The sequence below is a fragment of the Sphingobium quisquiliarum P25 genome, from assembly GCF_000445065.1.
Taxonomy (GTDB): Bacteria; Pseudomonadota; Alphaproteobacteria; order Sphingomonadales; family Sphingomonadaceae; genus Sphingobium; species Sphingobium quisquiliarum.
Genome location: NZ_ATHO01000098.1, coordinates 1 through 25073 on the forward strand (window position 1 = coordinate 1; position 25073 = coordinate 25073).

Genomic DNA, 25073 nt, shown 5'->3' on the forward strand with positions numbered 1-25073 from the left:
TGGCCTTCCCAGGCCTCGCAGGATTTAGCGTCCGGCCCAGTGGCTGCGGATGGGACATATGCCCAGCCGCGATATGCATCGCGCTCACCGCTTACAGTTGCAGGGACAGCCCCGGATTTGGGCCAGCCAGAACAGGTCTGGACAGCCCGCACCGCGTTCCCATTTTAAGCTCCTCTCGGAGCACCGGCGCGATCAATGTCCGGCAGGCGAGGCCTGTCGAACGGCGGCACAGATATCGCCAGTGATTGTTGAGGGCAAGCCCGTGATGGAACCGATGATGAAAATGCGCATGGTGGAGGGTGCGGACTGGCCGTTATCTCCCGATCGCCTCCAGCAGAAGCGGGGCGATCTGCTCGCCTATGGGGCAAGTGAGGGCGGGGCGTTTCTCCCCGCCCAGCACCTTCAGGCGACCCGGCTGCCGCCGGTGATGTTGCAAAGCCCTTCCATTTGGTCCTTGAGCGCGAGCTTCAGTTTCTTGAGCCGGGCGATGTGCAGCTCATCGGGATAGGGGCGGGCCGCCTCCTTCTGGATTTCGCTGTCGAGGCGGGCATGCTCTCGCCGCAAATAGCTCACATGATAATCGGACATCGTCATCTCCATGCCAAGTTGAGGATGTTCGCGCCGCTCCGGGCGCATCGTTGAGACGGGAAGGAAGTTCACGCCCTTTCCATTTTTCTGGCGCGTCCTTCCTCCCCGCCATCATCACACCGCCGCCTGCGCCGGGACATCGGCCGGGCCCGCGTCGTCCGCGCGCTCCCGGTCCTTGCGCCGCAGCCGCAGCGCCAGCCCGATCAGCACGAACCCGGCGATCAGCGCCCACCCCGCGATCAGCCACGCGACCGACAGGATGGTCGGAACCGGCTCAAGATAGAGCAGGGCGATGATCATCATGCCAAGGACGACGGAAAGCAGTCCCGACAGGGCCATGAGCCATTCTCCCTCGATCGATTTGCGCAGGCGGTAGGCCGCTGCGATCTCGAACAGGCCGGTGATGATCGCCCAGGCGCTGAGGATGACCAGCGTCGCCAGCGCGTAGCTTACCGTGGCGGTCAGTGGCATGAGCACGAACAGCACCGCGGCCGCGACACCCAGCACGCCGCGCAGGATCAGGACCGGCCACCGGTCGATCTTGCGCACCGCGCCGCGCAGTCCGGCGGCGAGCGAAAGAAGGCCGTCCGCGCCCGCATAGGCCGCGAAGATCATGGTGAAGGCGAACAGCGCGCTTACCGGCATCAGCAAGGCGGCGATGCCCAGCGCTAGGGCAAGGACGCCGCGCAGCAGCAGCCAGCTCCAATTGCGCTGGGGCAGGCACGGTTCGCTGGCGGCATGGTCTTTCACGGGTGCGTTCATGAATATCATCTCCATCGGATGCGCGAAGGAGGCGTGCGGCCGCGCATGGCGGCCGCACGGTCTCTATCAATGCGCGTTGATCGGAATGCGCCGGCGGCTCTCGATCGCCGTCGCGGATCGCGGCAGCACGACAGTCAGGACGCCCTTCTTGAAACTGGCGCTCACCTTGTCCTCCTCGATACCGGGGGGCAGGCTGACATGCCGTTCGAACCGGCCATAGCTGCGCTCGGAATAGCCGCGCTCCTTGTCCTCGATTTCCGATTTCTTCTCGCCATGGATCGAAAGAACGCCATTTTCGATGGACAGATCAACGTCATTCTCGTCCAGGCCGGGAAGTTCGGCGGTCACGCGAACCTCTTTTTCGGTTTCGGACAGTTCGATGCTGGGCCATTCCAGACCCGCGCCCTGGCTGCCCAGAGACGGCACGCCAATGCCGCGAAAAAGATCGTCGAAAAGCCGGTTCACTTCCCGATGAAGAGAGAAGAGAGGATGATCGCCGGGCGTGTTCACCCGCACCGGCACCTGGCTTTCCTGCTTGCCCCAGGGGATCAGATCACGAAGTGCCATGGTAGCTTTTACCTCCTTTCCATCAGCTGTCTGCCATGGCCTGCCGGATACCCATGTAAAGCGGCGGTCCGGCAGGACTTCTTGTCGCGTGGCTCAGGCCGCCTTGCGATCGTCCTCCGGCGGCTCGCCCGGTGACTGGGCGGCCGAGGGAGCGATCTCGATGCGGCGCGGCTTCATCGCCTCTGGCACCACGCGCTGGAGCTGGATGGTCAGCAGGCCATGCTCGAAGCTCGCGGACCGCACCTCGACGAAATCGGCCAGTTGGAAGCGCCGTTCAAAGGAACGGGTCGCAATGCCGCGATGCAGATAGTGGCGGCCGTCATCCTCATCGGCCTTGCGGCCTGACACGGTCAGCAGGTTCTGCTGCGCGACGATTTCGATCTCATCGGGGCGAAAACCCGCCACGGCCAGCATGATCCGGTAATTGTCGTCGCCTTCCCTGACGATGTCGAACGGCGGATAGCCGTCGCCGTCACCGCGCGCGCTCGTCTCAAGCAGGTCGAAAAGACGATCGAAACCGACGGTGGAACGCCGGTAGGGTGTGAAGTCGAAGTTCGTTCTCATCTCCAAATCCTCCAACAGAAGCAATTTGGGCATGAGCTGCGCCGGAAAAGAGAGCGGCGCCCTCTATGTCCCGCCGGATCCAAAAAGCGGCATCCGGCGCATTTGAGTTAGGATCGGGATAAATCTGTTCAAGAGGGTCAACGGCAAAATTTCATCATTGATGTTCAATCGGTTGAAAGCGGAAGCGTACAAGCACGGACAAGGTCGTGGCTCGCTCCCTATTCCATGTCAGTCCGCAACGTCAGCTTGGCGGCAAGGTCCGAAGCCGTATAGGGCTTGCTGATCTGGATCGATCTTGCCAGCACCTCGTCCGGCGCATCCCCGTCCGTGAGCGGCCGCCCGGACGCGAAGATGATCGCTATTTCCGGCCGGAGCCGCAAGGCATGGCCCGCAAGCTCGCCACCGCCCATTCCAGGAAGTCCCAGATCGGTGAAAAGCACATCATACCGCTCGGCTTCAAGCAGGCGCAGCGCATCTTCCGCATTGGCCGCTTCGAACACCTCATGCCCCATTTCCTCCAGCATGTCGGTGGCCAGCAAGCGGACCAGTCCTTCATCCTCGACCACCAGGATGCGCAGCCTAGGCGGCGGGCCATCCCCCGCCGGACTGGCGGCACGTTTCGCGCCATCTTCATCCTGCGGGCGCGGGGCCGGTCTGCCGTCGAGCAGTTGCCGCAGCTTCCGCGCCAGTGCATCGCGCGTATAGGGCTTGCTGATGAGGCTCACGCCCTCGTCCAGCCGCCCGCCGTGGACGATCGCATTTTCCGTGTAGCCCGACGTGAACAGGACGGCGATCCGGGGCAGCCGGTCCTTGGCCTTGCGCGCGAGTTCGGGGCTGCGCAGCGGTCCGGGCATTACCACATCGGTGAAAAGCAGGTCGATGGAAGCGCCGCTTTCGATGACGGCAAGCGCGCTCGCCGCGTCGCCCGCCTTCAGCACATGATATCCCAGGCCGGACAGCATATCGACCACGGTCGATCGTACGCTTTCATTATCCTCGACGACCAATATGGTTTCCCGCCCGCCGACCAGCGGAGCGTCGTCGCGGACCACGGGCGCATCCTCGCGCTGGGTGGAGCGGGGAAGATACATCTTGACCGAGGTTCCCTGCGCCACCTCGCTATAGATCTTCACATGGCCGTGGCTCTGCTTGGCAAAGCCGTAGACCATGGACAGGCCCAGGCCCGTTCCTTGCCCTTCGGGCTTGGTGGAGAAGAAGGGTTCGAACACCTGATCGATAAGTTCGGGGGAAATGCCGCTGCCTGTGTCGGTCACCGCGATCATGACATATTGGCCTGCGCTGACATCTGAATGCAGGCGGGCATAATCATCGTCCAGAAAGGCGTTGCCCACCTCGATCGTCAGCTTGCCGCTGCCGTTCATCGCGTCGCGCGCGTTGATCGCCAGGTTGAGGATCGCATTTTCGAGCTGCATCGGGTCCGCATGCGTGTTCCAGAGGCCGCCCGAAATGGTGGTCTCCACCTCGATCTCGTCACCCAGCGTTCGCCGCAGCATGTCGTCCAGGCCGCGCACCAGCTTGCCCGCATTGATGACCTTGGGCTCCAGCGGAGTCCGCCGTCCGAACGCCAGCAACTGCCCCGCCAGCTTCGCGCCGCGCCTGACGGCATCCTGCGCATGATCCAGCCGCCGCCGGGCGCGGGGGTCATCGATGCTGTCGGCCAGAAGTTCAAGGTTTCCGGCAATGACCTGTAGCAAGTTATTGAAATCATGAGCGACACCGCCGGTCAGCTTGCCGATCGCTTCCAGCTTCTGCGACTGCCTCAACGCTTCTTCGGCTTGCCGTTTCTCGTCGATGGCGCGCGCGACCCGCGTCTCCAGCCGCTGGTTCAGGTCCTGAAGTTCAGCCTCGGTCTTCTTGCGCGCAGTGATGTCGATCGCGGTGCCGATGACACGGGTGCACCGGCCTTGCGCATCGAACAGGCCGCGCCCTTTGGCCGCGACCCACCGCTCCACGCCGTCTTCCTTCCCGATGGTGCGATATTCGACATCGTACAAGGCGCGCTGCCGGGGATCGCAGGCGGCCTGGAGCGCCGTGGTCGTCGGCTCCAGATCTTCGGGATGCAGGCCCTTGCTGAAATCCTCCATGGACACCGGCACGTCCGCTGAAATGCCGAACATGGCCTTGACGATCGGGGGCCAGACGAGGACGTCATTCAACAGGTCCAGATCCCAGAAGCCCACCTCGGCCGCCTCCGTCGCCAGGCGCAGCCGTTCCTCCGCTTCTTTCAGCCGGTCCTCGGTCTCGTGCCGCTCCTCGATGTCCAGCACCGATCCGATATAGCCGCAAAAGCTCCCATCGTCGGAAAATCGGGGCGCTGCGGCATCGATCGCCCAGCGATAGCTGCCGTCTCTCCGCCGCAGGCGGTATTCCATGCGGAACGGCTCCCGCCGGGCATTGGCCGCCAGGAAGGTGCGCTCCGCCTCCGGCCGGTCGTCGGGATGAGTCGCGTCCAGCCAGCCAAGCCCCAGCGCCTCCTGCGCCGTCTGCCCGGTGAATTCGAACCATTCGCGGTTGAGGTAGGTGCAGGCGCCGCTCGCATCGGTCACCCACATCATCACGGGCGCATTGTCCGCCATGTTGCGGAAACGGGCCTCGCTCTCGCGCAGCGCTGCCTCGACACGGATTTGCGCCGACACGTCCGAATTCTTGCCCAGCCAGCGCACGACCTTGCCCGACGCGTCCAGCACCGGCGCGGCACGGGCCAGGAACGGGCGGTACACGCCGTCCGCGCCCCGAAGCGGATAGATCATCTCGAACGGCGATCCCTCGCCGATCGAGCGCCGCCATCGTTCAAGGACGCCGGGCAGCACGTCGGGGTGATGCACCGTCTGCCAGCCCCAGCCTTCCATCTGGTCCGGCGTGGTGCCGCAATAGTCGTGCCAGCGGCGGTTGAACCAGACGATATAGCCGTCGCCATTGGCGATCCAGGCAAGGGTGGGCAGATTGTCGGCCAGCAGGCGGAAGCTCGCATCATCGATGCCGCCGGGCGGAAGGTCGGGAAGGCTCTGGTCAAGCCGGGTCGCGGAATTGAGGCTCGCCCAAAGCTGTCCGGCGGGGTTGGACAAACCGGATTGTTCCTCGCCTGCGGCCATAGACTTCGCCTGATCCTTCAAAGATGAACCTGTCCGGTGCGTTGCCAGCAGGCGTATAGATCAGTCGATAGCAGAGTTGGGCAGGCTCGGCCATGGCCAAGCCCGCGGCGCACACGCGCCGGTGTGTGGCGGCGCTTCTCTCAGCTCGCCTTGCGGCCCCACTCGCGGTTGAGGCCAAGCGCGGCCAGCGTGCCGACGACGCCCGACAAAAGATAAGCGCCGACCGACAGCAGCCCGAAATGGCTAGCGAGGAACAGCGCCGCGAGCGGAGCGAAGGCAGCGCCGATGAACCAGGAAGCCGTCGCCGTCGTGCCCGCCCCGGTATAGCGGTGCTTCGAGGAAAAGCTGCCGTTCACCACGCCGGAGGATTGGCCGAAAGCAAGCCCCAGCAGGATGAAGCCCAGGATCATGTAGATCCACTCGCCCGCCGGTCCCTGCCCCAATAGCTGAGGCGCAAAGCCGCTATAGGCGCCGATCGCCGCCGCCGACAGACCCAGCAGCGTCCGCCGTCCCACCCGGTCGGCGATCAGCCCGGACAGCATGACCGCGACGATGCCGATCCCCGCGCAGACGATTTCGATGACCAGGAAGCGGACAGGGCTCTCGTCGGTCGTCAGCATCACCCAGGACAGGGGAAAGACGGTGACGAGGTGGAACAGGGCAAAGCTCGCCAGCGGCGCGAAGGCGCCCAGCAGGACGACGCGCCATTCCTCGCGAAAAAGGGCGGTGACGGGAGAGGGTTGAAGCTCCCGGCTTTCATAGAGCTTCTCGAACTCCGGCGTCGTGATCAGCCGCAGACGCGCGAACAGCGCGACGACATTGATGACGAACGCCACGAAGAAGGGGTAGCGCCAGCCCCATTCAAGGAAATCTTGAGGGTTCAGCGTCGTCAGCAGATAGGCGAATACGGCCGCCGCGACCAGCAGGCCCACCGGCGCGCCAAGCTGCGGGATCATCGCGAACCAGCCCCGGCGTTCGGGCGGGGCATTGAGCGAGAGGAGCGCGGGAAGGCCGTCCCAGGTGCCGCCTTGCGCGAAGCCCTGGCCCAGCCGGAACAGGGCGAGCAGCAGGACGGCGGCATGACCCGCCTGATCATAGCCGGGCAGAAAGGCGATGGCGGCGGTCGATCCGCCCAGCAGGAACATGGCGATGGTCAGCTTGACCCCCCGTCCATGCTTGCGATCGATCCACAGGAACAGCATCGCGCCGAACGGGCGCGCCACGAAGGCGAGGGCGAAGATGGCGAAGGAATAAAGCGTGCCTGTCAGCGGATCGACATAGGGGAAGATCAGCGAGGGAAAGACGAGGACAGACGCGATCGCATAGACGAAAAAGTCGAAAAACTCGGTGGACCGCCCAATGATGACGCCCACCGCGATGTCGCCGGGCCGGACCTTGTGATCGCGCGCATTGATCAGGCGCGCGTCCCGTTCGAGCGGGGCGGAACTGCTGGCTGGACCCGTGGTCATGCTCACCATTGCTTTTGCTCCCTCCCGGCCTGACGATGTCAACCGAACATAATTGACACGATCATGCAACGAATTCGGCTAAGGATAGTTTCCCAGTAACGCACGACTATGTACAGTCGGTTTGACGGTGGTCAAAGTTTAGCTGTTCAGGGAGGGCTAGCGGGGGCCAGCATGAGCACGAAACCCTTGAATGCCGCGCGCCTCGCAACGGGCCTGCCGCTCATCGCGGCGCTTGGGTTGCTGGGCGGCTGCGCCGACATGGTCGTGATGAACCCGACCGGCGATATCGCCATGCAGCAGCGCAACCTCATCCTCTTCGCGACGGGCGTGATGCTGCTCATCATCGTGCCGGTGATCGCGCTGACGGTCTGGTTCGCCTGGAAATACCGGCGCGGCAATCCCGACAAGGTCTATGATCCCAGTTTCGATCATTCCACCACTCTGGAACTGGTGATCTGGTCCTGTCCGTTGCTCATCATCATCGCCCTTTCGGCGGTTACCTGGACCAGCACCCATCTTCTCGACCCCTTCCGCCCGATCGAGCGGATCGCGCCGGGCAGGCCGGTGACGCCGGACATGAAGACGCTCGACGTGCAGGTCGTCGCACTCGACTGGAAATGGCTGTTCATCTATCCCGAACAGGGGATCGCGACAGTCAATGAACTGGCGCTGCCGGTGGATGTGCCGGTGCGCTTCTCCATCACCTCGACAAGCCAGTTCAACACATTCTACGCGCCGACGCTCGCAGGCATGATCTATGCGATGCCGGGCATGGATTCGAAGCTCCATGCGGTGCTCAACAAGCCCGGCGAAAGCTGGGGCTATTCGGGCAACTATACCGGCCGGGGCTATGCCGACATGCGCTTCAAGTTGCGCGGGATGTCCCAGGCCGATTTCGACGCCTGGGTGGCAGGCATCAAGGGAAGGGGCGGGGCGTCCCTGGAGACGGCCAGCTATCTCGCGCTGGAAAAGCCGAGTGAGAAGTCCCCCGTCATGTATTTCGCGAATGTGATGCCGGGGCTGTTCGACCGCGCGGTCAATATGTGCGTCGATCCGCGCAAGACCTGCATGGCCGAAACAATGCGCCGAGATATGGAGCGGGCAGGGGGGCATCCCCATAATCGCGAGATCGGGTCGGGCACCGCGCCTGGACGCGGGTCCATGCCTCATCATGGAGAAAAGCCGGTGCCCGCGCTGGAGAAGGAGCCGGAGGAAAAAGGCTCGGGGCCCAACGTCACCAAGCCTGCTCAACCCGGAACGCCTGGAGAAAGGAAGCCGGGCGACCAGCGCAATCGCGATATGTCCGCCAATGATCTGCCGCCCATGCCTGGCGCACCGCGCGCCGGTCTGGGCTGAACTTTGCTGCCGGGATAGCCATGACCGAACACAGCCTCGCCAAGACGATCTTCGGCCGCCTGACCTGGGAATCCTTCCCCGTCCATGAGCCGATCCTGCTCACCACATTCGTTGTGGTCCTGCTGCTGGGGCTGGGGATTATCGGCGCGGTCACGCGATACCGGCTGTGGGGCTATTTGTGGAAGGAATGGTTCACGACCGTCGATCACAAGAAGATCGGCATCATGTACATGATCCTGGGCATCATCATGCTGCTGCGCGGCTTTGCCGACGCCCTGATGATGCGCCTCCAGCAGGCGATCGCCTTCGCGCCGAACGAAGGCTATCTGCCCGCGCATCATTACGACCAGATCTTCACCGCGCACGGCACGATCATGATCTTCTTCGTGGCGATCCCGCTGATCGTGGGGATCGTCAATTTCGTGATGCCGTTGCAGATCGGCGCGCGCGACGTCGCCTTTCCCTTCCTCAATTCCTTGAGCTTCTGGCTCACGGCCGCGGGCGCGATACTGGTGATGACATCGCTGTTCGTGGGCGAATTCGCGCGGACGGGCTGGCTGTCCTATGCGCCGCTGGCGGAGCTTGATTATAGCCCCGACACGGGCGTCGACTATTATCTATGGGCGTTGCAGATAGCAGGCGTCGGCACCACCCTGTCGGCGATCAACATGGTCGCCACCATCATCAAGATGCGCGCGCCGGGCATGACGATGATGAAGATGCCGGTCTTCTGCTGGACCGCGCTCTGCTCCAACGTGCTGGCGATCGCCATATTCCCGGCACTGACGGCCGCGTTCTTCCTGCTGATGCTCGACCGTTATGTGGGCACCAACTTCTTCACCAACGACCTCGGCGGCGCGCCGATGATGTATTGGAACATGGTGTGGATCTGGGGCCATCCAGAAGTCTATGTGCTGGTCCTGCCCGCCTTCGGCATCTATTCCGAAATCGTTTCGACCTTCACGGGCAAGCGGCTGTTCGGCTATTCCTCCATGGTCTACGCGACCGTGGTCATCACCATCCTGTCCTATCTCGTCTGGCTGCACCATTTCTTCACCATGGGGGCGGGGCCCAGCGTCAACAGCTTCTTCGGCATCGCGACGATGGTGATTTCGATTCCGACCGGGGCGAAGATCTTCAACTGGCTTTTCACCATGTATCGCGGCGACATCCGGTTCGAATTGCCGATGATGTGGGTCGTCGCCTTCATGATCACCTTCGTCATCGGCGGCATGACCGGCGTGCTGCTGGCGATCCCGCCGGCGGACTTCGTGCTGCACAACTCGCTGTTTCTGGTCACTCATTTCCACAATGTGATCATCGGCGGCGTGGTCTTCGGCCTGTTCGCGGCGATGGTCTACTGGTTCCCCAAGGCTTTCGGTTTCAAGCTAGACCCCTTCTGGGGCAAGGTGGCGTTCTGGGGCTGGGTGATCGGCTATTGGGTCGCCTGGATGCCGCTCTATTTTCCGGGGCTCATGGGCGTGACCCGGCGGGTGCGCTACTTCCATGATCCCGCTCTCCAGCCTTGGTTCGTCGTCGCATTCATCGGCGCGCTCATCATCCTCGTGGGCATATTGGGCTTCGTCATGAGCATCGTCATGGGCTTCGTGAAGCGGCGGCAGCTTGCCGACACGACCGGCGATCCCTGGGACGGCCGGACGCTGGAATGGTCGACCAGTTCTCCCCCGCCGCCCTATAATTTCGCCTTCACGCCGATGGTTCATGACCTCGACGCCTGGTATGACATGAAGGTGCGCGGCTATGAACGGCCTGCCCAGGGTTTCCGGCCGATCCACATGCCGCGCAATACGGGGGCAGGGGTGATCCTGTCTGGCCTCGCGCTCGTCCTCGGCTTCGCAATGGTCTGGTATATGTGGTGGCTTGCGGCGCTGAGCTTCGTCGGCCTGCTGGCCGTCGCCATCGGGCATACCTTCAACATGAAGCGCGACTATTACATCCCGGCCGAGGAGGTCGCGCGGACGGAAAGCAAGCGCCTGCCGCTTGCGGCGGCGGAGGCCTGACGATGACCGACCATGCGCTCCAGAGCAATGGCGAGGCTGTGACCTGGCATCTGGCCGAAGCGGAGGATCACGACCACGGCGGCAATGGCGCGACGATCCTGGGCTTCTGGATCTATCTGATGAGCGACGCGCTCATCTTCGCCTCGCTGTTCGCGATGTTCGGCGTGGTGAGCACCAGCTATGCGGGCGGGCCCGTCCCGCGCGAGATATTCGACCTTGAACTTGTCGCGCTGAACACCGCGCTGCTGCTCGCCTCGTCCATCACTTTCGGGGAAGCGATGCCGCATATGGAGGCGGGACGGGTAGGGCCGACGCGCTTCTGGCTGGCGATCACCGGGCTTCTGGGCGCTGGCTTCATTGCTATCGAGCTTTACGAGTTCGCCCATCTGATCGCGGAAGGCGCGGGGCCGCAGCGCAGCGCGTTCCTCTCCGCCTTCTTCACGCTGGTGGGCACGCATGGCGCGCATGTGACGGTGGGCCTGATCTGGATCGTGGTCATGCTGATCCAGCTTGGGCGGCATGGTCTGTCCCTGCCGATGAAGCGCCGCCTCATCTGCCTGTCCATGTTCTGGCACTTCCTCGACATCATCTGGATCGGCGTCTTCACCTTCGTCTATTTGTACGGAGTTCTCCGTTGAGCAGCACCGACACCCATATGGATCCGGCCCTTCACAGCCATGGCGACACCCATGGGCATGGCAGCCGCCGCGGCTACCGCATCGGCACTGTGCTGGCGATCCTGCTCACATTCCTGCCCTTCTGGCTGGTCATGAGCGGCGTGTTGCAGGACCGGCAGACGACCGCGATCCTGATCTTCGCCATGGCGCTGATCCAGATCGTCGTCCATGTCGTCTGCTTCCTGCATCTCGACACCCGGTCGGAAGGGGGGTGGACGCTGCTGGCCTTCCTGTTCACCGCCGTGATCGTCGTCCTGACGATCGGCGGATCGATCTGGATCATGTATCACCTGAACACAAACATGATGCCGATGCCGGACATGGGGGCGCCGCCGCAATAGGTCCGCGCTCCTCCCGCAGCAGTAAAGCGCAATTATCCTAAAGATTGGCTCGAAGCGCCGCCGGTCCAGCCGTTCGGGAAGGCGAAGCCCTTTCCTGCGCGGGAGGCAGGATATCCGCCAGGGTGAAGCGCTCCAGGGTCGTGATGAAGGCGTCGGCCGCCCGGTCGAGCACGGCCGGAAGCCTGCACCGCCGCGCCAGCTTGCAACCTCCGCAATCGACCATCGGGCATCGCGGCTCTGTCGTGCGGACAATGTCGGCAAGGTTGATGTCGTGCGGATCGCGCGCCAGGCGAATGCCGCCTCCACGTCCTCTTGCCGCATCGACGATGCCCGCATGTACCAGCCGGTTCACGACCTTCATCAAATGACTGTGCGAAATGTCCTGCGCCGCAGCTACCTGCGCGATCTGCGTGCGTTCCCCGCCCCGCGCGGCGAGGTCGATGAGCAGGCGGAATGCGTAGTCGGTGTGACGGGTGAGCTGCATGACGCAAGCTATGTCACGCCTCATGCTCTGCCGATTTGATTCCAATCAAATGCTTCTTTGAGAATCAGGCCTAAGTGGAATTTCATATTCAACTTTAGGAAGGCTTGCAGAATGTACTGCGTGCAATGCGAACAAAGCAACAAGGGCGGTTGCGCCGTCAAAGCCGGGTCTTGCGGCAAGACCGCCGAGGTTGCTGACATGCAGGACGTGCTGCTGCGCGTTATGCAGGGGGTTTCGGTTTATGCCGACCGTGCGGCGCGCAAGGGCGGCAGGGACGCGGCGGTCGACGCTTTCACTCCGCATGCCTGGTTCACCACGCTCACCAATGTCAATTTCGACGCGGACCGCTTCGCCGCGCTGATCGCCGAAGCGCTGGCCATGCGCGACCGGGCGAAAGAATGCGCGCTCAAGGCCGGGGCAGACCTGAACGGCCTTCCCGAACCAGCGGCATGGAACCCCGGAACGACCCCCAGCGAGCTGGCCGCCGCAGCTCCCTTCGCAGCCATTCAGCGGTTCATGGACCGTGACGGTCCTTCGATCGTCGGCCTGCGCAACCTCATCCTCTATGGTCTCAAGGGCACTGCCGCCTATTCGGAACATGCCCGCGTGCTTGGGACGGAGGAAGACGCGGTATCCGCCGAATTTCACCGCATCGCCGCGTTCCTGGCGAGCGACCCCGCCGATGCCGATGCGCTGATTGCCGAGGCGCTGGCGGTGGGTGCGCTCAACCTCAAGGTCATGGAATTGCTCGATGCAGCCAACACCGGACGCTTCGGCCATCCCGAGGTCACGATGGTGCGGATGAGCCCGGTGAAGGGCAAGGCGCTTCTGGTTTCGGGTCACGACATGGGCGATCTCGAAGCGATTCTGGAGCAGACCCAGGGTAGTGGCATCAATGTCTATACCCATGGTGAGCTGCTCCCCGCGAACAGCTATCCCGGCCTGAAGAAATATCCGCACCTCGCGGGCAATTATGGTGGCGCGTGGCAGGATCAGCAGAAAGATTTCGCAGCCTTTCCGGGCGCGATCATCATGACGTCGAACTGCCTGATCAATCCTGAGATCAAAGGCTATGCCGACCGGCTGTTCACCGCTGGACCGGTAGGCTGGAATGGCGTGCGCCATATCGAGAATCACGATTTCCGCCCCGCCATCGAATGCGCGCTCAGCCTGCCGGGCTTTATGGAAGACGCGCCGGAGCGCCGCATCGCCGCGGGATTTGCCCGCAATACGGTGATGGGAGTCGCCGATACGCTGCTGGGCATGATCAAGGCGGGGGATGTCAAGAATCTGTTCCTGATCGGCGGTTGCGACGGCGCACGGCCGGGCCGCAACTATTTCCATGACCTTGCCGTGGCGGCGCCCAAGGACAGCCTGCTGCTGACGCTGGGTTGCGGCAAGTTCCGCTTCAACCAGGAGGAACTGGGCGACATCAACGGCATTCCGAGGGTGCTCGACATGGGTCAGTGCAACGATGCCTATTCAGCGATCCAGGTCGCGATCGCGGTTGCCGGAGCGCTCGGATGCGGGATCAACGACTTGCCGCTCCATTATGCGATCAGCTGGTTCGAGCAGAAGGCCACCGCCGTGCTGCTGACCATGCTTCACCTGGGCATCAAGCGCATTCACCTGGGGCCGACGCTGCCTCAATTCCTGACGCCAGAGGTGCTCGCAGTGCTGGTGGAGAAGTTCGACATCCGCCCCACCGGCGATGTTCAGGAAGACCTCTCCCGCATGCTGAAAGCAGCCTGACGGCCGGGCCGGATTTGCGAAGCTCTCCCTTCGCGCCCGGTTCACTGACGCTGGAGAGCGCGGCGTCCCGCCATCGTGCGGGACGCCAGTCGCGTTCAGGGCACGACAAGCACCGGAATCCGGCTGTTGTTAAGCACCTCCGACGTCTTGCTGCCGAGCATGAGACGCTTGATCCCCCGCCGTCCGTGCGAGGCCATGACGATCAGACCGCACCCGCGCGCCTGCGCTTGCCCGATGATAGCATCGGCGACCTGGGCGTCGGGTACATGCACCGTTTCCACCTCTATCCCGGTCTGCACCGCCGCCTGCTTGGCGGCATCGAGTATCGCGGTGGCCGAACTTTTCTGGCCTGCGGCATATTCGGCAAGCAGTTCATCGCTCAGCGCATAGTCGAAGCCGACGCCGCCGGCGTAGACAGGAAAGGGTTCGGTCACCGTGATAACGGTCGCCTTCGCGCCCAAGGCTTTTGCAAGCTCCAGACCTTGCAGCAATCCCTTGTGCGACACTTCGGACCCGTCGGTGGAAATGAGAATATGACTGTACATGGCCGATCCTCCATCCTTCTGCTGTAGCCGGGCCTTCAGTTCACCAATCCGTACGCGCCCCGTCAAGGGTGAGGCGTGTGCTGGGACAAAAGGGGTAGCGGCGTCCTGCCGGGCCTCCTTGAGGAAGAAGAAGGCGATAGAGCAGTTTGCCCACCGTTTTAAGCGTCTGTCCTTAGCGTCGTGCTACAGGAACCTCTCTCCCGCATGGTCGCGGAAAAGTTCGGCGTCGCGGACATAGTCAGACAGCACCTGCACCGATTTGTGGCGGCTGACATCCCGCATCTTGAAGATGCTCGCGCCTTGCCGGGCCGCTTCGGTCAGGAAACCGGACCGAAGGGAATGACCGGCGAACTCGGAAGGGTCAAGGCCGGCATCGGCGGCGCAGCGTTGAACCAGACGCGCGACGGCACGGTCGGACATCGGATCACTGGTCAATTCGCCAGCGCGGGTCAGGCGGCGGAAGAGGGGGCCTTCCTTATGCCCGGCGGACGCCATCCATTCCAGCAGCAGGGCTTTGGGCCGGATGCGGCGGCCTTCCGGGATCGCGATCACCGTGCCTTCGCCCGCCTGATCCGTCTTTGACCGGCCGATCAGCAGGCGCAGCCCTTCGGGCGGCAGTTCGACGTCGCTGACATCCAGAGCCACCAGTTCCGACCGGCGCAGGGCAGCCGCCATGCCGATCGCCAGCATGGCCCGGTCGCGCAGCGCGCGCAGGTCATCGCCCTTGATCGTTTGCAGCATATCGCGCAGCGCATCGGCATCGGCGGGTTTCTTGCGCGTCTTGCGCGTGCCCATGGAGCTTCTTATGCCCGCCAGCACTTCCCGGATGACGCCTGATCCGGGCTGCTCCTGTGGCGGATCGAAACCGGCCTGGCGATGATGATAGCCGATCGCGGCGAGCCTGCGGCCGATGGTATTCGCCTTCGTGCCGGTATCGGCTTCCGAAGCGAGAAAGGTCGCGACCGCGGGCGGTGTCGCGGGCAGGCTTTCCAATCCGCGCGCTTCGCACCAGCCGGTAAAGATCTTCCAGTCGGACGCATAAGCCCGCCGGGTTGCGGCCGACCGGGATGCACGAGCATAGTCCGCCGCGCGCCCGGCTTCGGCATGCAGGATGTCGGGCAGCACCGGCTGCGGCACGGTGGCCGGAAGATTGTCGCCGTCGCGAGGATCGCCAATGCCCATTGCCGGACACTCTAGACCTCACTCATTATACCGTCAATCTTATGTCCGAGAATCACACTTATCGGACATAAGGACAGGGCCCTCCGATCTTCATCGCGAGATCAGTCCTTCAAGAGTCGGCCCAGCATGGACTGAGAAATCGCCGTGACATCCATCTCTCCGCCCAGCTTGTGCCACCGCGTCGGCCAATCGAGCGCGTCCACAAGCGGAGAAGCTCATGGAGAAGCCGTGTTGGGAGAACTGCGAACTGCCGCGACCCCTTAATTCCGATCTGGCATATTGCTGTTTAGCATGATAATATCCCTAAACTGATGTATTAAACATCATTAAGGTGCTATGATCACATCTCAGCAAATGCGCGCTGCGCGGGCGCTTCTTGGTATCGACCAGCGGCGGCTGGCGGAGCTTGCGGGGGTTTCGCTGCCCACGATCCAGCGCATGGAAGCGTCCGGCGGTCAGGTGCGCAGCGTCGTCGACACGCTGGTCAAAGTGATCAACGCGCTCGAAGCAGCGGGGATCGAAATCATCGGCGAAAATGCGCCAAGCAACGGCGCCGGGCGCGGCGTGCGCCTGAAAGAAAGCGCAAGCGGGAAGCAGGCGGGACGCGTGGCGTCGCTCCTGTACGACCAGGCGGAGCAACCGGTGGCGGGCGATGGCGATGCGAACTGACCTTCGCCTGGCAGCCTTCACGCCCAAGCTGATCACCGTCCTGGGCGAAGGCTATTCGCTCGACCGGTTGCGGCGCGATGCCGTCGCCGGTCTGACGGTCGCGATCGTAGCGCTTCCGCTTGCCATGGCGCTTGCGATCGCGAGTGGAGCATCGCCGGACAAGGGCCTCATTACCGCGATCGTCGCGGGTTTTCTCATTTCCGGGCTGGGTGGATCGCGCGTTCAGGTCGGCGGGCCGACCGGCGCTTTTGTCGTCGTCGTGTTCAACGTCATCGCGCAGCATGGCTATGACGGGCTGTTGCTCGCGACATTGATCGCGGGCGGCATGCTGATCGTCGCGGGCTATGCGAAGCTGGGCAGTCTGATCCGCTTCATCCCGCATCCGGTCGTGACCGGCTTTACCGCTGGCATCGCCGTCATCATCGCGACCAGTCAGGTGAAGGATTTTCTGGGCCTGCCGATCGATCAGGTTCCGGCGGACTTCATCGAAAAATGGCGGGCCTATTTCGCTGCGCTGGTCAGCGTGCAATGGACGGCGCTCGCCATCGGCGCGGGATCGCTGGCTCTGATCGCGGCGCTGCGCCGGTGGGCGCCACGATTGCCGGGCTTTCTGATCGCGATCATTATCGCGTCGGCCGCTGCCGCCCTGCTCCATCTGCCAGTGGAAACGATCGGATCGCGCTACCCGGACATTGCCTCCGGCCTGCCCGCCCCAGCCCTGCCGGACGTCAGCTTCGCCAAGATCCAGGCGATCCTGCCGAGCGCCTTCACCATCGCCTTTCTCGCCGGGATCGAGGCGCTGCTGTCGGCGGTGGTCGCGGATGGGATGATCGGCTCACGCCATCGCTCCAATCAGGAACTGGTCGGCCAGGGCGTCGCAAACATCGCGTCCGCCTTGTTCGGCGGCCTGCCAGCCACAGGGGCGATCGCGCGCACCGCCACCAATATCAAAGCCGGGGCGACGACCCCGGTGGCGGGGATGCTGCACGCCGCCTTCCTGCTCCTGTTCGTCCTGCTCGCCTCCGGGCTCATGGCCTATGTGCCCCTGGCGGCCCTCGCGGCGATCCTGTTCGTGGTCGCGTGGAGCATGAGCGAGCAGGACAGGTTCCTGCTGCTGCTCCGCATGCCCGGCAGTGACCGGGTCCTGTTGCTCCTTACCTTCGCTTTGACGGTGCTGGTCGACCTGACCGTGGCGATCGGCGTCGGCGTGACGCTCGCCTCGCTGTTGTTCATGATGCGGATGAGCAGGACGGTGGATATCGCCACCGGCCTGGACGATGTGCGGAGCGACGATCAGGATGGCGGCGAGGAAATCGATCAGCGCGCGGCCTTGCCGGACGGTGTCGAGGTCTTCCGTATCGAAGGGCCGGTCTTCTTCGGCGTCGCTAACGAACTGCTCGATACGCTGCGCCGCATCGGCCGCCGCCCGAAAGTCATGATCCTGCGAATGCGGCGGGTTCCCTTCCTCGACGCCAGCGGTGCGGCCGCCATCGATCAGATCGTCAGGCAGGCGGCGGCTGGCGGCACCAGCGTCATCCTGTCGGGCGTTCAGCCCCAGCCGCTTGCCATGCTGGAGCATACTGGCCTCGGCCCGTCCGGCGGGCGCGTGAGCCATAGCCCCGATCTGGCTACCGCCCTGCATATGGCCGCCGCCATCGCCGCTGCGCCAGAATCCGCCAGCGCCGGGTGATGGCTCAGCTATCCGCCTTGCGCGCCCGCCTCGCCGTCTCCGCCTCCCACTCGCTGCGATAACGGCCCGAAGCCAGCATGCCGCACGCCTGTTCGGCCTGTTGCCGTACCCGGTCGAGCTGCGCGGCGGCATAAGCGGGGTCCATGCCGGGCATGATCCTGTCGATCCTGACATGGTCGACCCGGCTCATCGCCAGCCCTCGCCACAGATAGATGTCGAACACTTCCTTGAGCGCTGCCATCTGCCCCTGATCCTGCAACCATGGCAGGGGCGCGCCGGATGTGGAGAAGCAGATGAGAGGCTTGCCTTCGACCGCGGACTGGCCGCTCGCCTGCTGCATGTCCTGAAAGGCGTAGCCCGCGCCCATCACGCGATCGACATAGCCCTTGAGGATGGCGGGCGGCAGTCCGAACCAGATGGGATAGATGAAGACGATCACGCTTGCCGCCGCAAGCTGCTCAAGCTCGCTGGCGACATCCGGCGCGGGCCGCCAGTCCTCGCCGCCGGGCCGCTCCTCCGCCTTAAGCAGCGGGTCGAAGCCCAGGGCGTAAAGATCGCGCAGGACCACCTCCTGCCCCTTGTCCCGCACGGCCTGCGCATAGGTCTGCGCCATGGCGTGATTGAAGCTGTCCGGCGACGGATTGGCGAGCACCAGCAGATGGCGTAACGGGGCTTCGCCAGTCTTGTTATCCGTCAACATCACCTCCACAGTCATACACGCCAACTTGGCGCAGGGCATCACGGTTTCAAAGCCTGACCCGCGCGAATGATCACCTTGAGCGCTTCGGTCTGCGCCGCCCTTGAGAAAGTGTCATAGGCGTCCAGAATGTCATCAAGGTCGAAATGATGCGTGATCAGCGCGCCGGGGTCGAGCTTACGGCTCGCCACCGTCTTCATCAGCATCGGCGTGCTGACCGTGTCGACCAGCCGGGTCGTGATGGTGATGTTCTTCGACCAGAGTTCTTCAAGGTGAAGGTCGACCTTGGTCCCATGCACGCCGACATTGGCGACCACGCCTCCCGGCGCCACCAGACGGGTGCAGAGTTCGAAGGTCGCGGGCACGCCCACGGCCTCGATCGCGGTATCCACGCCCCGTGCCCCGGTAAGCCGCAGGATTGCGTCGGCCACATCTTCCTTGCCGCTGTTGATCACGCCGGTCGCGCCGAACCGCTCCGCAACCGCCAGCCGATGGTCATCCAGATCGATCATGATGATATGGGCTGGCGAGAAAAATTGCGCCGTCAACAGCGTGGCGAGCCCGATGGGGCCCGCGCCGACGATCGCGACGCTGCTCCCTGGCATGATCTTGCCGTTGAGCACCCCGCATTCATAGCCTGTCGGCAATATGTCGCTCAGCATCACCAGCGCCTCTTCCTCGACACCCGCCGGAATGGGGTGCAGGCTGTTGTCGGCATGGGGGATGCGCACATATTCGGCCTGCGTGCCATCGATGACATTGCCCAATATCCAGCCGCCGTCGGCGCAGTGCGAATAGAGGCCGCGCCGGCAATAGCCGCACCGCGCGCAGGAAGTGATGCAGGATATGAGGACATGGTCGCCGGGGCGGACGCTGCTGACGGCATCGCCCACTTCCTCGACGATGCCCACGCCTTCGTGCCCCAATATGCGTCCCGGCTCGCAGCTTGGCACATCGCCCTTGAGGATATGGAGGTCGGTTCCGCAGATGGTGGTTCGGGTGACCCGGACCACTGCATCCGTCGCGCGGCTGATCCGGGGCTTGGGCCGTTCCTCAAGGCTTTTCTGACCCGGTCCATGATAGACAAGCGCTTTCATCGGCTCTCCTCCGCCAAGGGGCTGTGCGTCACTCCTGCATCTTCATGCTCAGCCCAATTTGCGGGACACGAGCACAAGGGTGGAATCGCCGGGATAGGGCTTCACGTCGAAACCGGAGTCCCGCTCGACCTCGATGGCGGCCTGGTTCTGGCGGCTTTCCAGCGCTTCGAGCGTCTCCACGCCGCATGCCTTCGCATAGTCGGCCGCATGGTTCAGCATGGTCCAGCCAATGCCCTTATGCTTCATGTCCTTACGTACGACGATGGCGACCTCGGCGCGCTTTCCTCCGGCATCCTTGGCGATCATCGCGGTGGCGGCCAGCGTGCCGTCATCCAGAAAGGCCAGGAAATCTTCCGTCTGCTTGTGATCGACATCGACCATCATCGCGATCTGGTCTTCCGACACCTCGTTTATCCCGGCAAGAAAGCGGAAGCGAAGGTCGTCCGCCGTTACTTGCGAGAAGAAGGAACGAAGAAGATCGCCGTCCGTGTTCTGCACAGCGCGAATGCCCAGCCGCACGCCCTGATTGGTGGTTGCGAATTCAAGCTGTGCGGCGTCAGTCATGAAAAGACCCTCTTCGTTGGACGCGTCCGGCAACCCGGCCGCTGCTGCATCCAGTCTATCCCGGCTGCCTGAGTCGCGCCACCCGCTGCGGGACCGGTCTCCTGCTTATATCTGCCCTGAATGCCCTGCATCTGCTTGGAAAGTCATCCTTCTCTTGCCCCTTTGAATGCCTGAACCTTGTCAGGCGGATGACAAAAGGGCCTTGAGCGCCTGGGCGAGATGTATTTCCTGCAATGGCTTCGGGAGTATGGCCGTCCCGTCCAGATCGTCCGGCCGGGACGCGTGCAGTTCGATATAGCCCGTTGCGAACAGGAAGGGGATGCCCCTGTCCCGCAAGGCGCGTGCAACCGGCCAGCTGCGTTCGCCCGCCAGGTTGACGTCCAGCAGCGCGGCGTCGATCGGCTCGCCCGAATGGACGAGTTTCAGCGCGTCCTCCAGCCGGGAGACCGGCCCCACGACCTTATAGCCAAGGTCAACGAGCATGTCTTCGATATGCATGGCGACAAGGAATTCATCCTCGACCAGAAGAACCCTGCTCATGGGCTTAGTGGACGCAGCCGTGCGCGCAGTGCGGCCGCTTGGCCAGTATCTCCTTGGCCGGAAGGTCCAGCGTGCAGGCAAGGCCCGCCGGATCAAGCGCGATCTCACATTGCCCGCGCAGATTGTGCGTGACGAGCTGCCGGATGAGTTTGGTGCCGAAGCCTTCGGCGGCCACAGGCTGCATAGGCGGGCCGCCTCTTTCCCTCCAGCAGATCCGCACGCCGCCTCCGCCGCCGCCAATCTCGACCGCCACCTCGACGTGGCCCTTGGGGGATGCGAGCGCGCCATATTTCACGGCGTTGGTCGCCAGCTCATTGAAAATGAGGGCAAGGTCCATCGCGGCCCGTGGATTGAGCGTCCGGCTGCTGGCGGCGAAACTGGTCTGGTCGCCGAAGGGCCGCAGTACGGCGCCCAGCACATCGTCCAGGCCCACTCCTTTCCATTCGACCGCCGCCAGTTGATCGTGGATGTGCGACAGCGCGCCCAGCCTTCCACGCAGGGCGATCCGGGCCCCATCCATCGACTGCGCGCCCCGCAGCGTCTTTTCCACCAGCGCCTGCACCGTCGCGATCGAATTCTTGACCCGGTGGCTGAGTTCGGCGGTCAGCAGCCGTTGATGCTCCAGCGCCTCAGCCAGTTCGCCGGTGCGGTCGGCGATCCGCTGCTCCAGTTCGGCATTGAGCTGGACAAGCGCCTCCCGGCTGCGCCTGACCGAAGCGCTTTCCACCATTTCCCAGCCGCCGCGCCGCCGCGCCAGGGCGAAATCATGCGCCTGCACCACGTCGAGAACCGCGTTGGAATCGCAATCGACCGCATTGTAGCTGCAAAGCGCCAATATCGGCCGGTTGGCGAAGGCGTCGCGCAGGCAATGCTCATAATCCATGAAGTCATCCCACATATCCTCTTCAAGGAATGCGGTGTTGCCGGTGAGCCGGAGACCCCGGTAACCACTTTGCAGCGCTTCCTGAACGGAATCGATCCAGGCCCCGGCGACATCGCGCGCCGAACGGCCGCCATAGCGGGTATACCATTCCTCATGGCCGTATATGGCGATCTGCTTGTTCGCGATGCGCTGGTCGAGTCCGTCGACATGGCTGTTGAGCGCGGACCATGCCTGCTCGGCCGGGAATGGCGCAGCCGTGACCCACAGGCCTGCCTCGCCCTGCTCCAGCCCTGTCTTGAAGAAGGGGATGAGCGTTTCGCCAAGGTCCTCGGCATCACGATAGAAATGGCAGAAATGCGTTCCCCATTCGACGTCGCCTATCGGACCGATCCCGGTCTGTACCTGCAAAGCCCCCTCCTCCGCCACGCATGAATATGCGTGAACGTTTGCCGGACGGCTTCGGTTCCGTGGCTCGGCCGTAGCGGCGGCGGTAAATCGTGCCGAATGCGGAACATTGCGTAGCGACAGGGGTGCAGCGTGCTGCCAGCTTGATCCCGAAGACAACAGGAAAGGGGTTTGACGAATGAGTGAAAACGGCCACGATCTTCATGCCGAATTCCCGCAGCACCGCGCCGTGCTGCACGATCTGAAGGTTGAGAACGCCAGCTTCCGCGAACTGTCGGCGCGCTATCATGAGATCGCGCAGGAAATTTCGCGCATCGAGGCTGGCATCGAACCGGCGTCGGACCAGCGGCTTGAGGACCTCAAGAAGCATCGCCTCCAGATGCTCGACCAGGTGTCGGCGATGATTGCGGAAAAGCAGGCCGCCTGATGCGTGACGAGGCGAAGATACGCCAGCAGTTGGAAAGCCGCCTTGACGAACTGCGCCTTCGGGTCAGCGCGATCGAGGCGGAATTCCGGCAGCCGCTGGACGATGATTTCGGCGAACAGGCGGTCGACCGGGAAGATGATGAGACGCTCGACGCGGTCGAACTGGCCGCCATCGCCGAAATTGAGCTTATCGAGGACGCGCTGACACGGCTACGCGGCGGAACCTACGGGCTGTGCGTCTCTTGCGGAGACGAGATCGCGCCCAAACGCCTCGAAGCGCTCCCGGCGTGCCGTCTCTGCATCACCTGCGCGCAAGCGGCGGAAAAGGCCTGACGCGCATCCGCCGGACGGAAATGCGTTTGCCAGCAAGAAACGAGACGCGCGCTGCGGCGAAAGTCCATAGCTGGACGGCTCCATTGAAGGAGCCGGGAAATGAAACTGCTGGAAGGCAAAACCGCCATCATCACAGGCGCAAGTTCGGGCATCGGGAAAGCGGCCGCGACATTGTTCGCTGCCAATGGCGCTGCCGTGGTGCTCGTCGCCCGCCGTCAGGCCCTGCTTGATCAGCTTGCGGCCGGGATCAGGCAAGATGGAGGCCGGGCGATCGCCATTGCCGGAGACGTGACGCAGGAGCAGACCCACGAGCAAGCCGTTGCTGCCGCGCAAAAGGCGTTTGACGGCTTGCACATCGCCTTCAACAATGCCGGTCTGACCGGGCATGCAAAGCCGCTGGCCGACATCGACCCTGAACAATGGTCGCAGGTGCTCGCGGTGAACCTGACCGCCGCCTTTCTTGGAGCGCGGGCGCAGATTCCCGCGATGCTGGATCAGGGATCGGGCGCGCTTATCTTCACCGGCAGCTTCGTCGGCAACAGCGTGGGCCTGCCGGGCATGGGCCCCTATGCGGCGGCCAAGGCGGGATTGATGGGTCTGGTCCGCAGCATAGCGGCGGATTATGGCGCGGCGGGCATCCGCGCGAACGCGCTCCTGCCGGGCGGCACCGCGACAGACATGGCTGGCGATGAGGGTCAGCGCGCGTGGGCCGCGAGCCTCCACGCCATGAAACGCATCGCCGAGCCGGAGGAGATCGCTCAGGCCGCGCTGTTCCTCGCCAGCGATATGTCGAGCTTCGTCACGGGATCGGCGCTTTGGGCCGATGGCGGCAACGCGGCGGTGAAGATCTAGGCCGGTTCGGAAGGGGAAAGCCCCTCGCCTGCCTGAGCTGGACGAGGGGCTTTCCCTTTTGCTCCTAGATCGCGTTGCGCTTTGCGATCGTGCCAAGATGACGGCCGCTGGGCTTGATCGTGCGCTTGAAGTTGGTGCGATCGACATCGACCAGGCCGAAGCGCTGGTGGAAGCCTTCATTCCACTCCCAATTGTCGAGCAGCGTCCAATGGAAATAGCCGCGCACGTCCGCGCCCTCATCCATGGCATTCTTCAAACCGGCCAGCGCGCCGTTGATATAGGCGATACGCTGCGCGTCATCATCGGTCGAAATGCCGTTCTCGGTGACATAGATCGGCACCTTCACCTGCGACGCGGCGTAGCGCACGATATTGCCGATGGCGGCGGGATAATATTCCCACTTGCTCTTGGTGAACTGGGCATCCTTGCCCGCCTTGCGCGGTCCTTCGGGGCCGATCAGATAACGGGTATAGCCCTGCACGCCCAGAAAGTCGCTGCGGCCAGCGGCTTCAAGCCACTGCGCATAGACTTCCTGGCGCTTCTGCGCGACCTTTGCCTCGCCGCCGTCCACCGCCTGATCATCGCCGATGGAAACGATCGCACCGACCGGGAACTTGCCCGGACCAGCCTTCAGCGCGGCCATGGCGAGTTCGTGCGCGCGGATCATCGCAGGCACCGCCACCTTAGGATCGCTGAACAGGAAGGAGGAGAATTCGTCGCTGCCCACCTTCTTCGCGGCCAGCTTCATCAGTGGCGCCGACATGGACGCGATGTCCATCGGCTGGCCGGTCGCGCTCTGCATGTCCGGCGACCATTTAACGACCAGCGGTGCATTGGGCTCATTGAAGGGCACCGCCATGCCGATAAGGTCGCCCATATGCTTGGACACGCGATCGGCATAGCGCGCGAACAGTTCCGGCGCGTCCGGCTTGTTCCATGCGCCACGGGCAGCGAACCAGCGCGGTGACGAGAAATGGTTGAGCGTCACGTTGGGGAAGATGCCCGCATCGCGGCACGCGGCGATACAGCGACGGTAATGGTCCAGTTCGGCGAGCGAAAAATGCCCTTCTTCCGGCTCGATACGGGACCATTCTATCGAAAAACGATAGGCGTTGAGGCCCAGCGCCTTCACCAGGGCGACGTCTTCGTCCCAGCGGTGATAGCTGTCGCAGGCATCGCCTGATCGCTCCCTAAAGGGAGAAGGCTTCATATTTTCCACGACCCACAGGTCGGAACTGACATTATTGCCCTCGGTCTGATGACCCGCGCTGGAAGCGCCCCACAGGAAACCCTTGGGGAAGCTTCCCTTCGCCGCCCCGCGCGCCGGAGCAGCGGCGGCAGCCGGAGTTGCGAGCAGCGCCGAGCCCGCTGCCATGCTCATTAGAATCGACCGCCGGTCGAGCGCGTCATCGAAATCCATGAAATATCCTCTTCATCCTTTTTGGACCACGCCGCGGTCTCTGGATGGCCCGGCGCTGTAAGCGATAGTGATTAAA

The 25073-nt window shown here is 63.4% G+C and carries 25 protein-coding genes and 1 riboswitch; of the genes, 10 read left to right on the forward strand and 15 right to left on the reverse strand.

Going from position 1 to position 25073, the window contains the following annotated elements:
* Positions 1 to 203: riboswitch (cobalamin riboswitch) on the reverse strand. This riboswitch is flagged as partial in the annotation.
* A 199-nt stretch (positions 204 to 402) separates the two neighbouring features.
* The 6 genes from L288_RS0121645 to L288_RS32860 form a co-directional block, all read right to left on the reverse strand.
* Complete coding sequence (locus L288_RS0121645; protein WP_030539438.1) at positions 403 to 588, reverse strand: YdcH family protein; 186 nt, start codon at positions 586 to 588, stop codon at positions 403 to 405.
* Between the two features lie 114 nt (positions 589 to 702).
* Positions 703 to 1350 (reverse strand): HdeD family acid-resistance protein, encoded by a 648-nt coding sequence (locus L288_RS32840; RefSeq protein ID WP_051209652.1) that lies wholly within the window; start codon positions 1348 to 1350, stop codon positions 703 to 705.
* 66 nt (positions 1351 to 1416) lie between these two features.
* On the reverse strand, positions 1417 to 1917 hold the full coding sequence (locus L288_RS32845) for an Hsp20/alpha crystallin family protein (RefSeq protein WP_021238482.1): 501 nt from the start codon (positions 1915 to 1917) through the stop codon (positions 1417 to 1419).
* A gap of 93 nt (positions 1918 to 2010) precedes the next feature.
* Positions 2011 to 2481, reverse strand: coding sequence for an Hsp20 family protein (locus L288_RS32850; RefSeq protein ID WP_031304431.1), 471 nt, complete (start codon positions 2479 to 2481; stop codon positions 2011 to 2013).
* Positions 2482 to 2699: 218 nt separating this feature from the next.
* On the reverse strand, positions 2700 to 5594 hold the full coding sequence (locus L288_RS32855; protein ID WP_021238484.1) for a PAS domain S-box protein: 2895 nt from the start codon (positions 5592 to 5594) through the stop codon (positions 2700 to 2702).
* A 140-nt stretch (positions 5595 to 5734) separates the two neighbouring features.
* Entirely contained in the window at positions 5735 to 7063 is a 1329-nt protein-coding gene (locus L288_RS32860; RefSeq protein WP_031304433.1) for an MFS transporter, read from the reverse strand.
* Between the two features lie 171 nt (positions 7064 to 7234).
* Here L288_RS32860 and cyoA point away from each other — a divergent pair, with 171 nt between their 5' ends.
* The 4 genes from cyoA to cyoD are packed head-to-tail and all read left to right on the forward strand — an operon-like array spanning position 7235 to position 11458.
* On the forward strand, positions 7235 to 8419 hold the full coding sequence (gene cyoA / locus L288_RS32865; protein WP_051209651.1) for a ubiquinol oxidase subunit II: 1185 nt from the start codon (positions 7235 to 7237) through the stop codon (positions 8417 to 8419).
* 20 nt (positions 8420 to 8439) lie between these two features.
* Positions 8440 to 10440: a cytochrome o ubiquinol oxidase subunit I gene (gene cyoB, locus L288_RS32870; RefSeq protein WP_021238487.1), complete on the forward strand. Its 2001-nt coding sequence runs from the start codon at positions 8440 to 8442 to the stop codon at positions 10438 to 10440.
* A 2-nt stretch (positions 10441 to 10442) separates the two neighbouring features.
* Positions 10443 to 11078 carry a cytochrome o ubiquinol oxidase subunit III gene (gene cyoC / locus L288_RS32875; protein WP_021238488.1) on the forward strand — a complete coding sequence of 212 codons (636 nt, stop codon included), beginning with the start codon at positions 10443 to 10445 and terminating at the stop codon, positions 11076 to 11078.
* A complete protein-coding gene (gene cyoD / locus L288_RS32880) occupies positions 11075 to 11458 on the forward strand; it encodes a cytochrome o ubiquinol oxidase subunit IV (protein WP_021238489.1) in 384 nt (127 codons plus the stop codon). Before cyoC ends, cyoD begins: the two co-directional genes overlap by 4 nt.
* 37 nt (positions 11459 to 11495) lie before the next feature.
* On the opposite strand, the gene L288_RS32885 is transcribed toward cyoD, so the two are convergent.
* Positions 11496 to 11942, reverse strand: a complete 447-nt coding sequence (locus L288_RS32885; RefSeq protein ID WP_021238490.1) for an RrF2 family transcriptional regulator — start codon at positions 11940 to 11942, stop codon at positions 11496 to 11498.
* Between the two features lie 111 nt (positions 11943 to 12053).
* Here L288_RS32885 and hcp point away from each other — a divergent pair, with 111 nt between their 5' ends.
* Positions 12054 to 13694: a hydroxylamine reductase gene (gene hcp, locus L288_RS32890; RefSeq protein WP_021238491.1), complete on the forward strand. Its 1641-nt coding sequence runs from the start codon at positions 12054 to 12056 to the stop codon at positions 13692 to 13694.
* A gap of 95 nt (positions 13695 to 13789) precedes the next feature.
* Here the strand turns inward: hcp and L288_RS32895 are convergent, their stop codons facing one another.
* Both L288_RS32895 and L288_RS32900 read right to left on the reverse strand, forming a co-directional pair.
* Positions 13790 to 14239 carry a universal stress protein gene (locus L288_RS32895; protein ID WP_021238492.1) on the reverse strand — a complete coding sequence of 150 codons (450 nt, stop codon included), beginning with the start codon at positions 14237 to 14239 and terminating at the stop codon, positions 13790 to 13792.
* 183 nt (positions 14240 to 14422) lie between these two features.
* Positions 14423 to 15421 (reverse strand): site-specific integrase, encoded by a 999-nt coding sequence (locus L288_RS32900; RefSeq protein ID WP_021238493.1) that lies wholly within the window; start codon positions 15419 to 15421, stop codon positions 14423 to 14425.
* A 336-nt stretch (positions 15422 to 15757) separates the two neighbouring features.
* On the opposite strand from L288_RS32900, the gene L288_RS32905 reads away from it, so the two are divergent.
* Complete coding sequence (locus L288_RS32905; protein ID WP_021238494.1) at positions 15758 to 16090, forward strand: helix-turn-helix domain-containing protein; 333 nt, start codon at positions 15758 to 15760, stop codon at positions 16088 to 16090.
* On the forward strand, positions 16080 to 17780 hold the full coding sequence (locus L288_RS32910) for a SulP family inorganic anion transporter (protein ID WP_030539451.1): 1701 nt from the start codon (positions 16080 to 16082) through the stop codon (positions 17778 to 17780). Before L288_RS32905 ends, L288_RS32910 begins: the two co-directional genes overlap by 11 nt.
* Before the next feature lie 4 nt (positions 17781 to 17784).
* On the opposite strand, the gene L288_RS32915 is transcribed toward L288_RS32910, so the two are convergent.
* The 5 genes from L288_RS32915 to L288_RS41980 form a co-directional block, all read right to left on the reverse strand.
* Positions 17785 to 18480 (reverse strand): NAD(P)H-dependent oxidoreductase, encoded by a 696-nt coding sequence (locus L288_RS32915; protein ID WP_031304437.1) that lies wholly within the window; start codon positions 18478 to 18480, stop codon positions 17785 to 17787.
* A gap of 38 nt (positions 18481 to 18518) precedes the next feature.
* Positions 18519 to 19574, reverse strand: a complete 1056-nt coding sequence (locus L288_RS32920) for a zinc-dependent alcohol dehydrogenase family protein (RefSeq protein ID WP_021238497.1) — start codon at positions 19572 to 19574, stop codon at positions 18519 to 18521.
* Between the two features lie 48 nt (positions 19575 to 19622).
* Positions 19623 to 20138 carry a GNAT family N-acetyltransferase gene (locus L288_RS32925; RefSeq protein WP_030539454.1) on the reverse strand — a complete coding sequence of 172 codons (516 nt, stop codon included), beginning with the start codon at positions 20136 to 20138 and terminating at the stop codon, positions 19623 to 19625.
* Positions 20139 to 20318: 180 nt separating this feature from the next.
* Positions 20319 to 20678, reverse strand: coding sequence for a response regulator (locus L288_RS32930; protein WP_021238499.1), 360 nt, complete (start codon positions 20676 to 20678; stop codon positions 20319 to 20321).
* Positions 20679 to 20682: 4 nt separating this feature from the next.
* Positions 20683 to 21969, reverse strand: a complete 1287-nt coding sequence (locus L288_RS41980; protein WP_021238500.1) for a sensor histidine kinase — start codon at positions 21967 to 21969, stop codon at positions 20683 to 20685.
* Positions 21970 to 22144: 175 nt separating this feature from the next.
* Between L288_RS41980 and L288_RS32935 the strand changes: the two genes are divergently transcribed.
* The 3 genes from L288_RS32935 to L288_RS32945 all read left to right on the forward strand — a co-directional run bounded on the left by L288_RS32935 (position 22145) and on the right by L288_RS32945 (position 23577).
* Positions 22145 to 22393 (forward strand): YdcH family protein, encoded by a 249-nt coding sequence (locus tag L288_RS32935; RefSeq protein ID WP_021238501.1) that lies wholly within the window; start codon positions 22145 to 22147, stop codon positions 22391 to 22393.
* The gene (locus tag L288_RS32940) at positions 22393 to 22725 is read left to right on the forward strand and encodes a TraR/DksA family transcriptional regulator (RefSeq protein ID WP_021238502.1); all 333 of its coding nucleotides are present in this window, start codon (positions 22393 to 22395) and stop codon (positions 22723 to 22725) included. Before L288_RS32935 ends, L288_RS32940 begins: the two co-directional genes overlap by 1 nt.
* 99 nt (positions 22726 to 22824) lie before the next feature.
* Positions 22825 to 23577: an SDR family oxidoreductase gene (locus tag L288_RS32945; RefSeq protein ID WP_021238503.1), complete on the forward strand. Its 753-nt coding sequence runs from the start codon at positions 22825 to 22827 to the stop codon at positions 23575 to 23577.
* A gap of 64 nt (positions 23578 to 23641) precedes the next feature.
* Here the strand turns inward: L288_RS32945 and L288_RS32950 are convergent, their stop codons facing one another.
* Positions 23642 to 24997 carry a glycoside hydrolase family 1 protein gene (locus L288_RS32950; RefSeq protein WP_021238504.1) on the reverse strand — a complete coding sequence of 452 codons (1356 nt, stop codon included), beginning with the start codon at positions 24995 to 24997 and terminating at the stop codon, positions 23642 to 23644.
* Between the last annotated feature and the right edge of the window lie 76 nt (positions 24998 to 25073).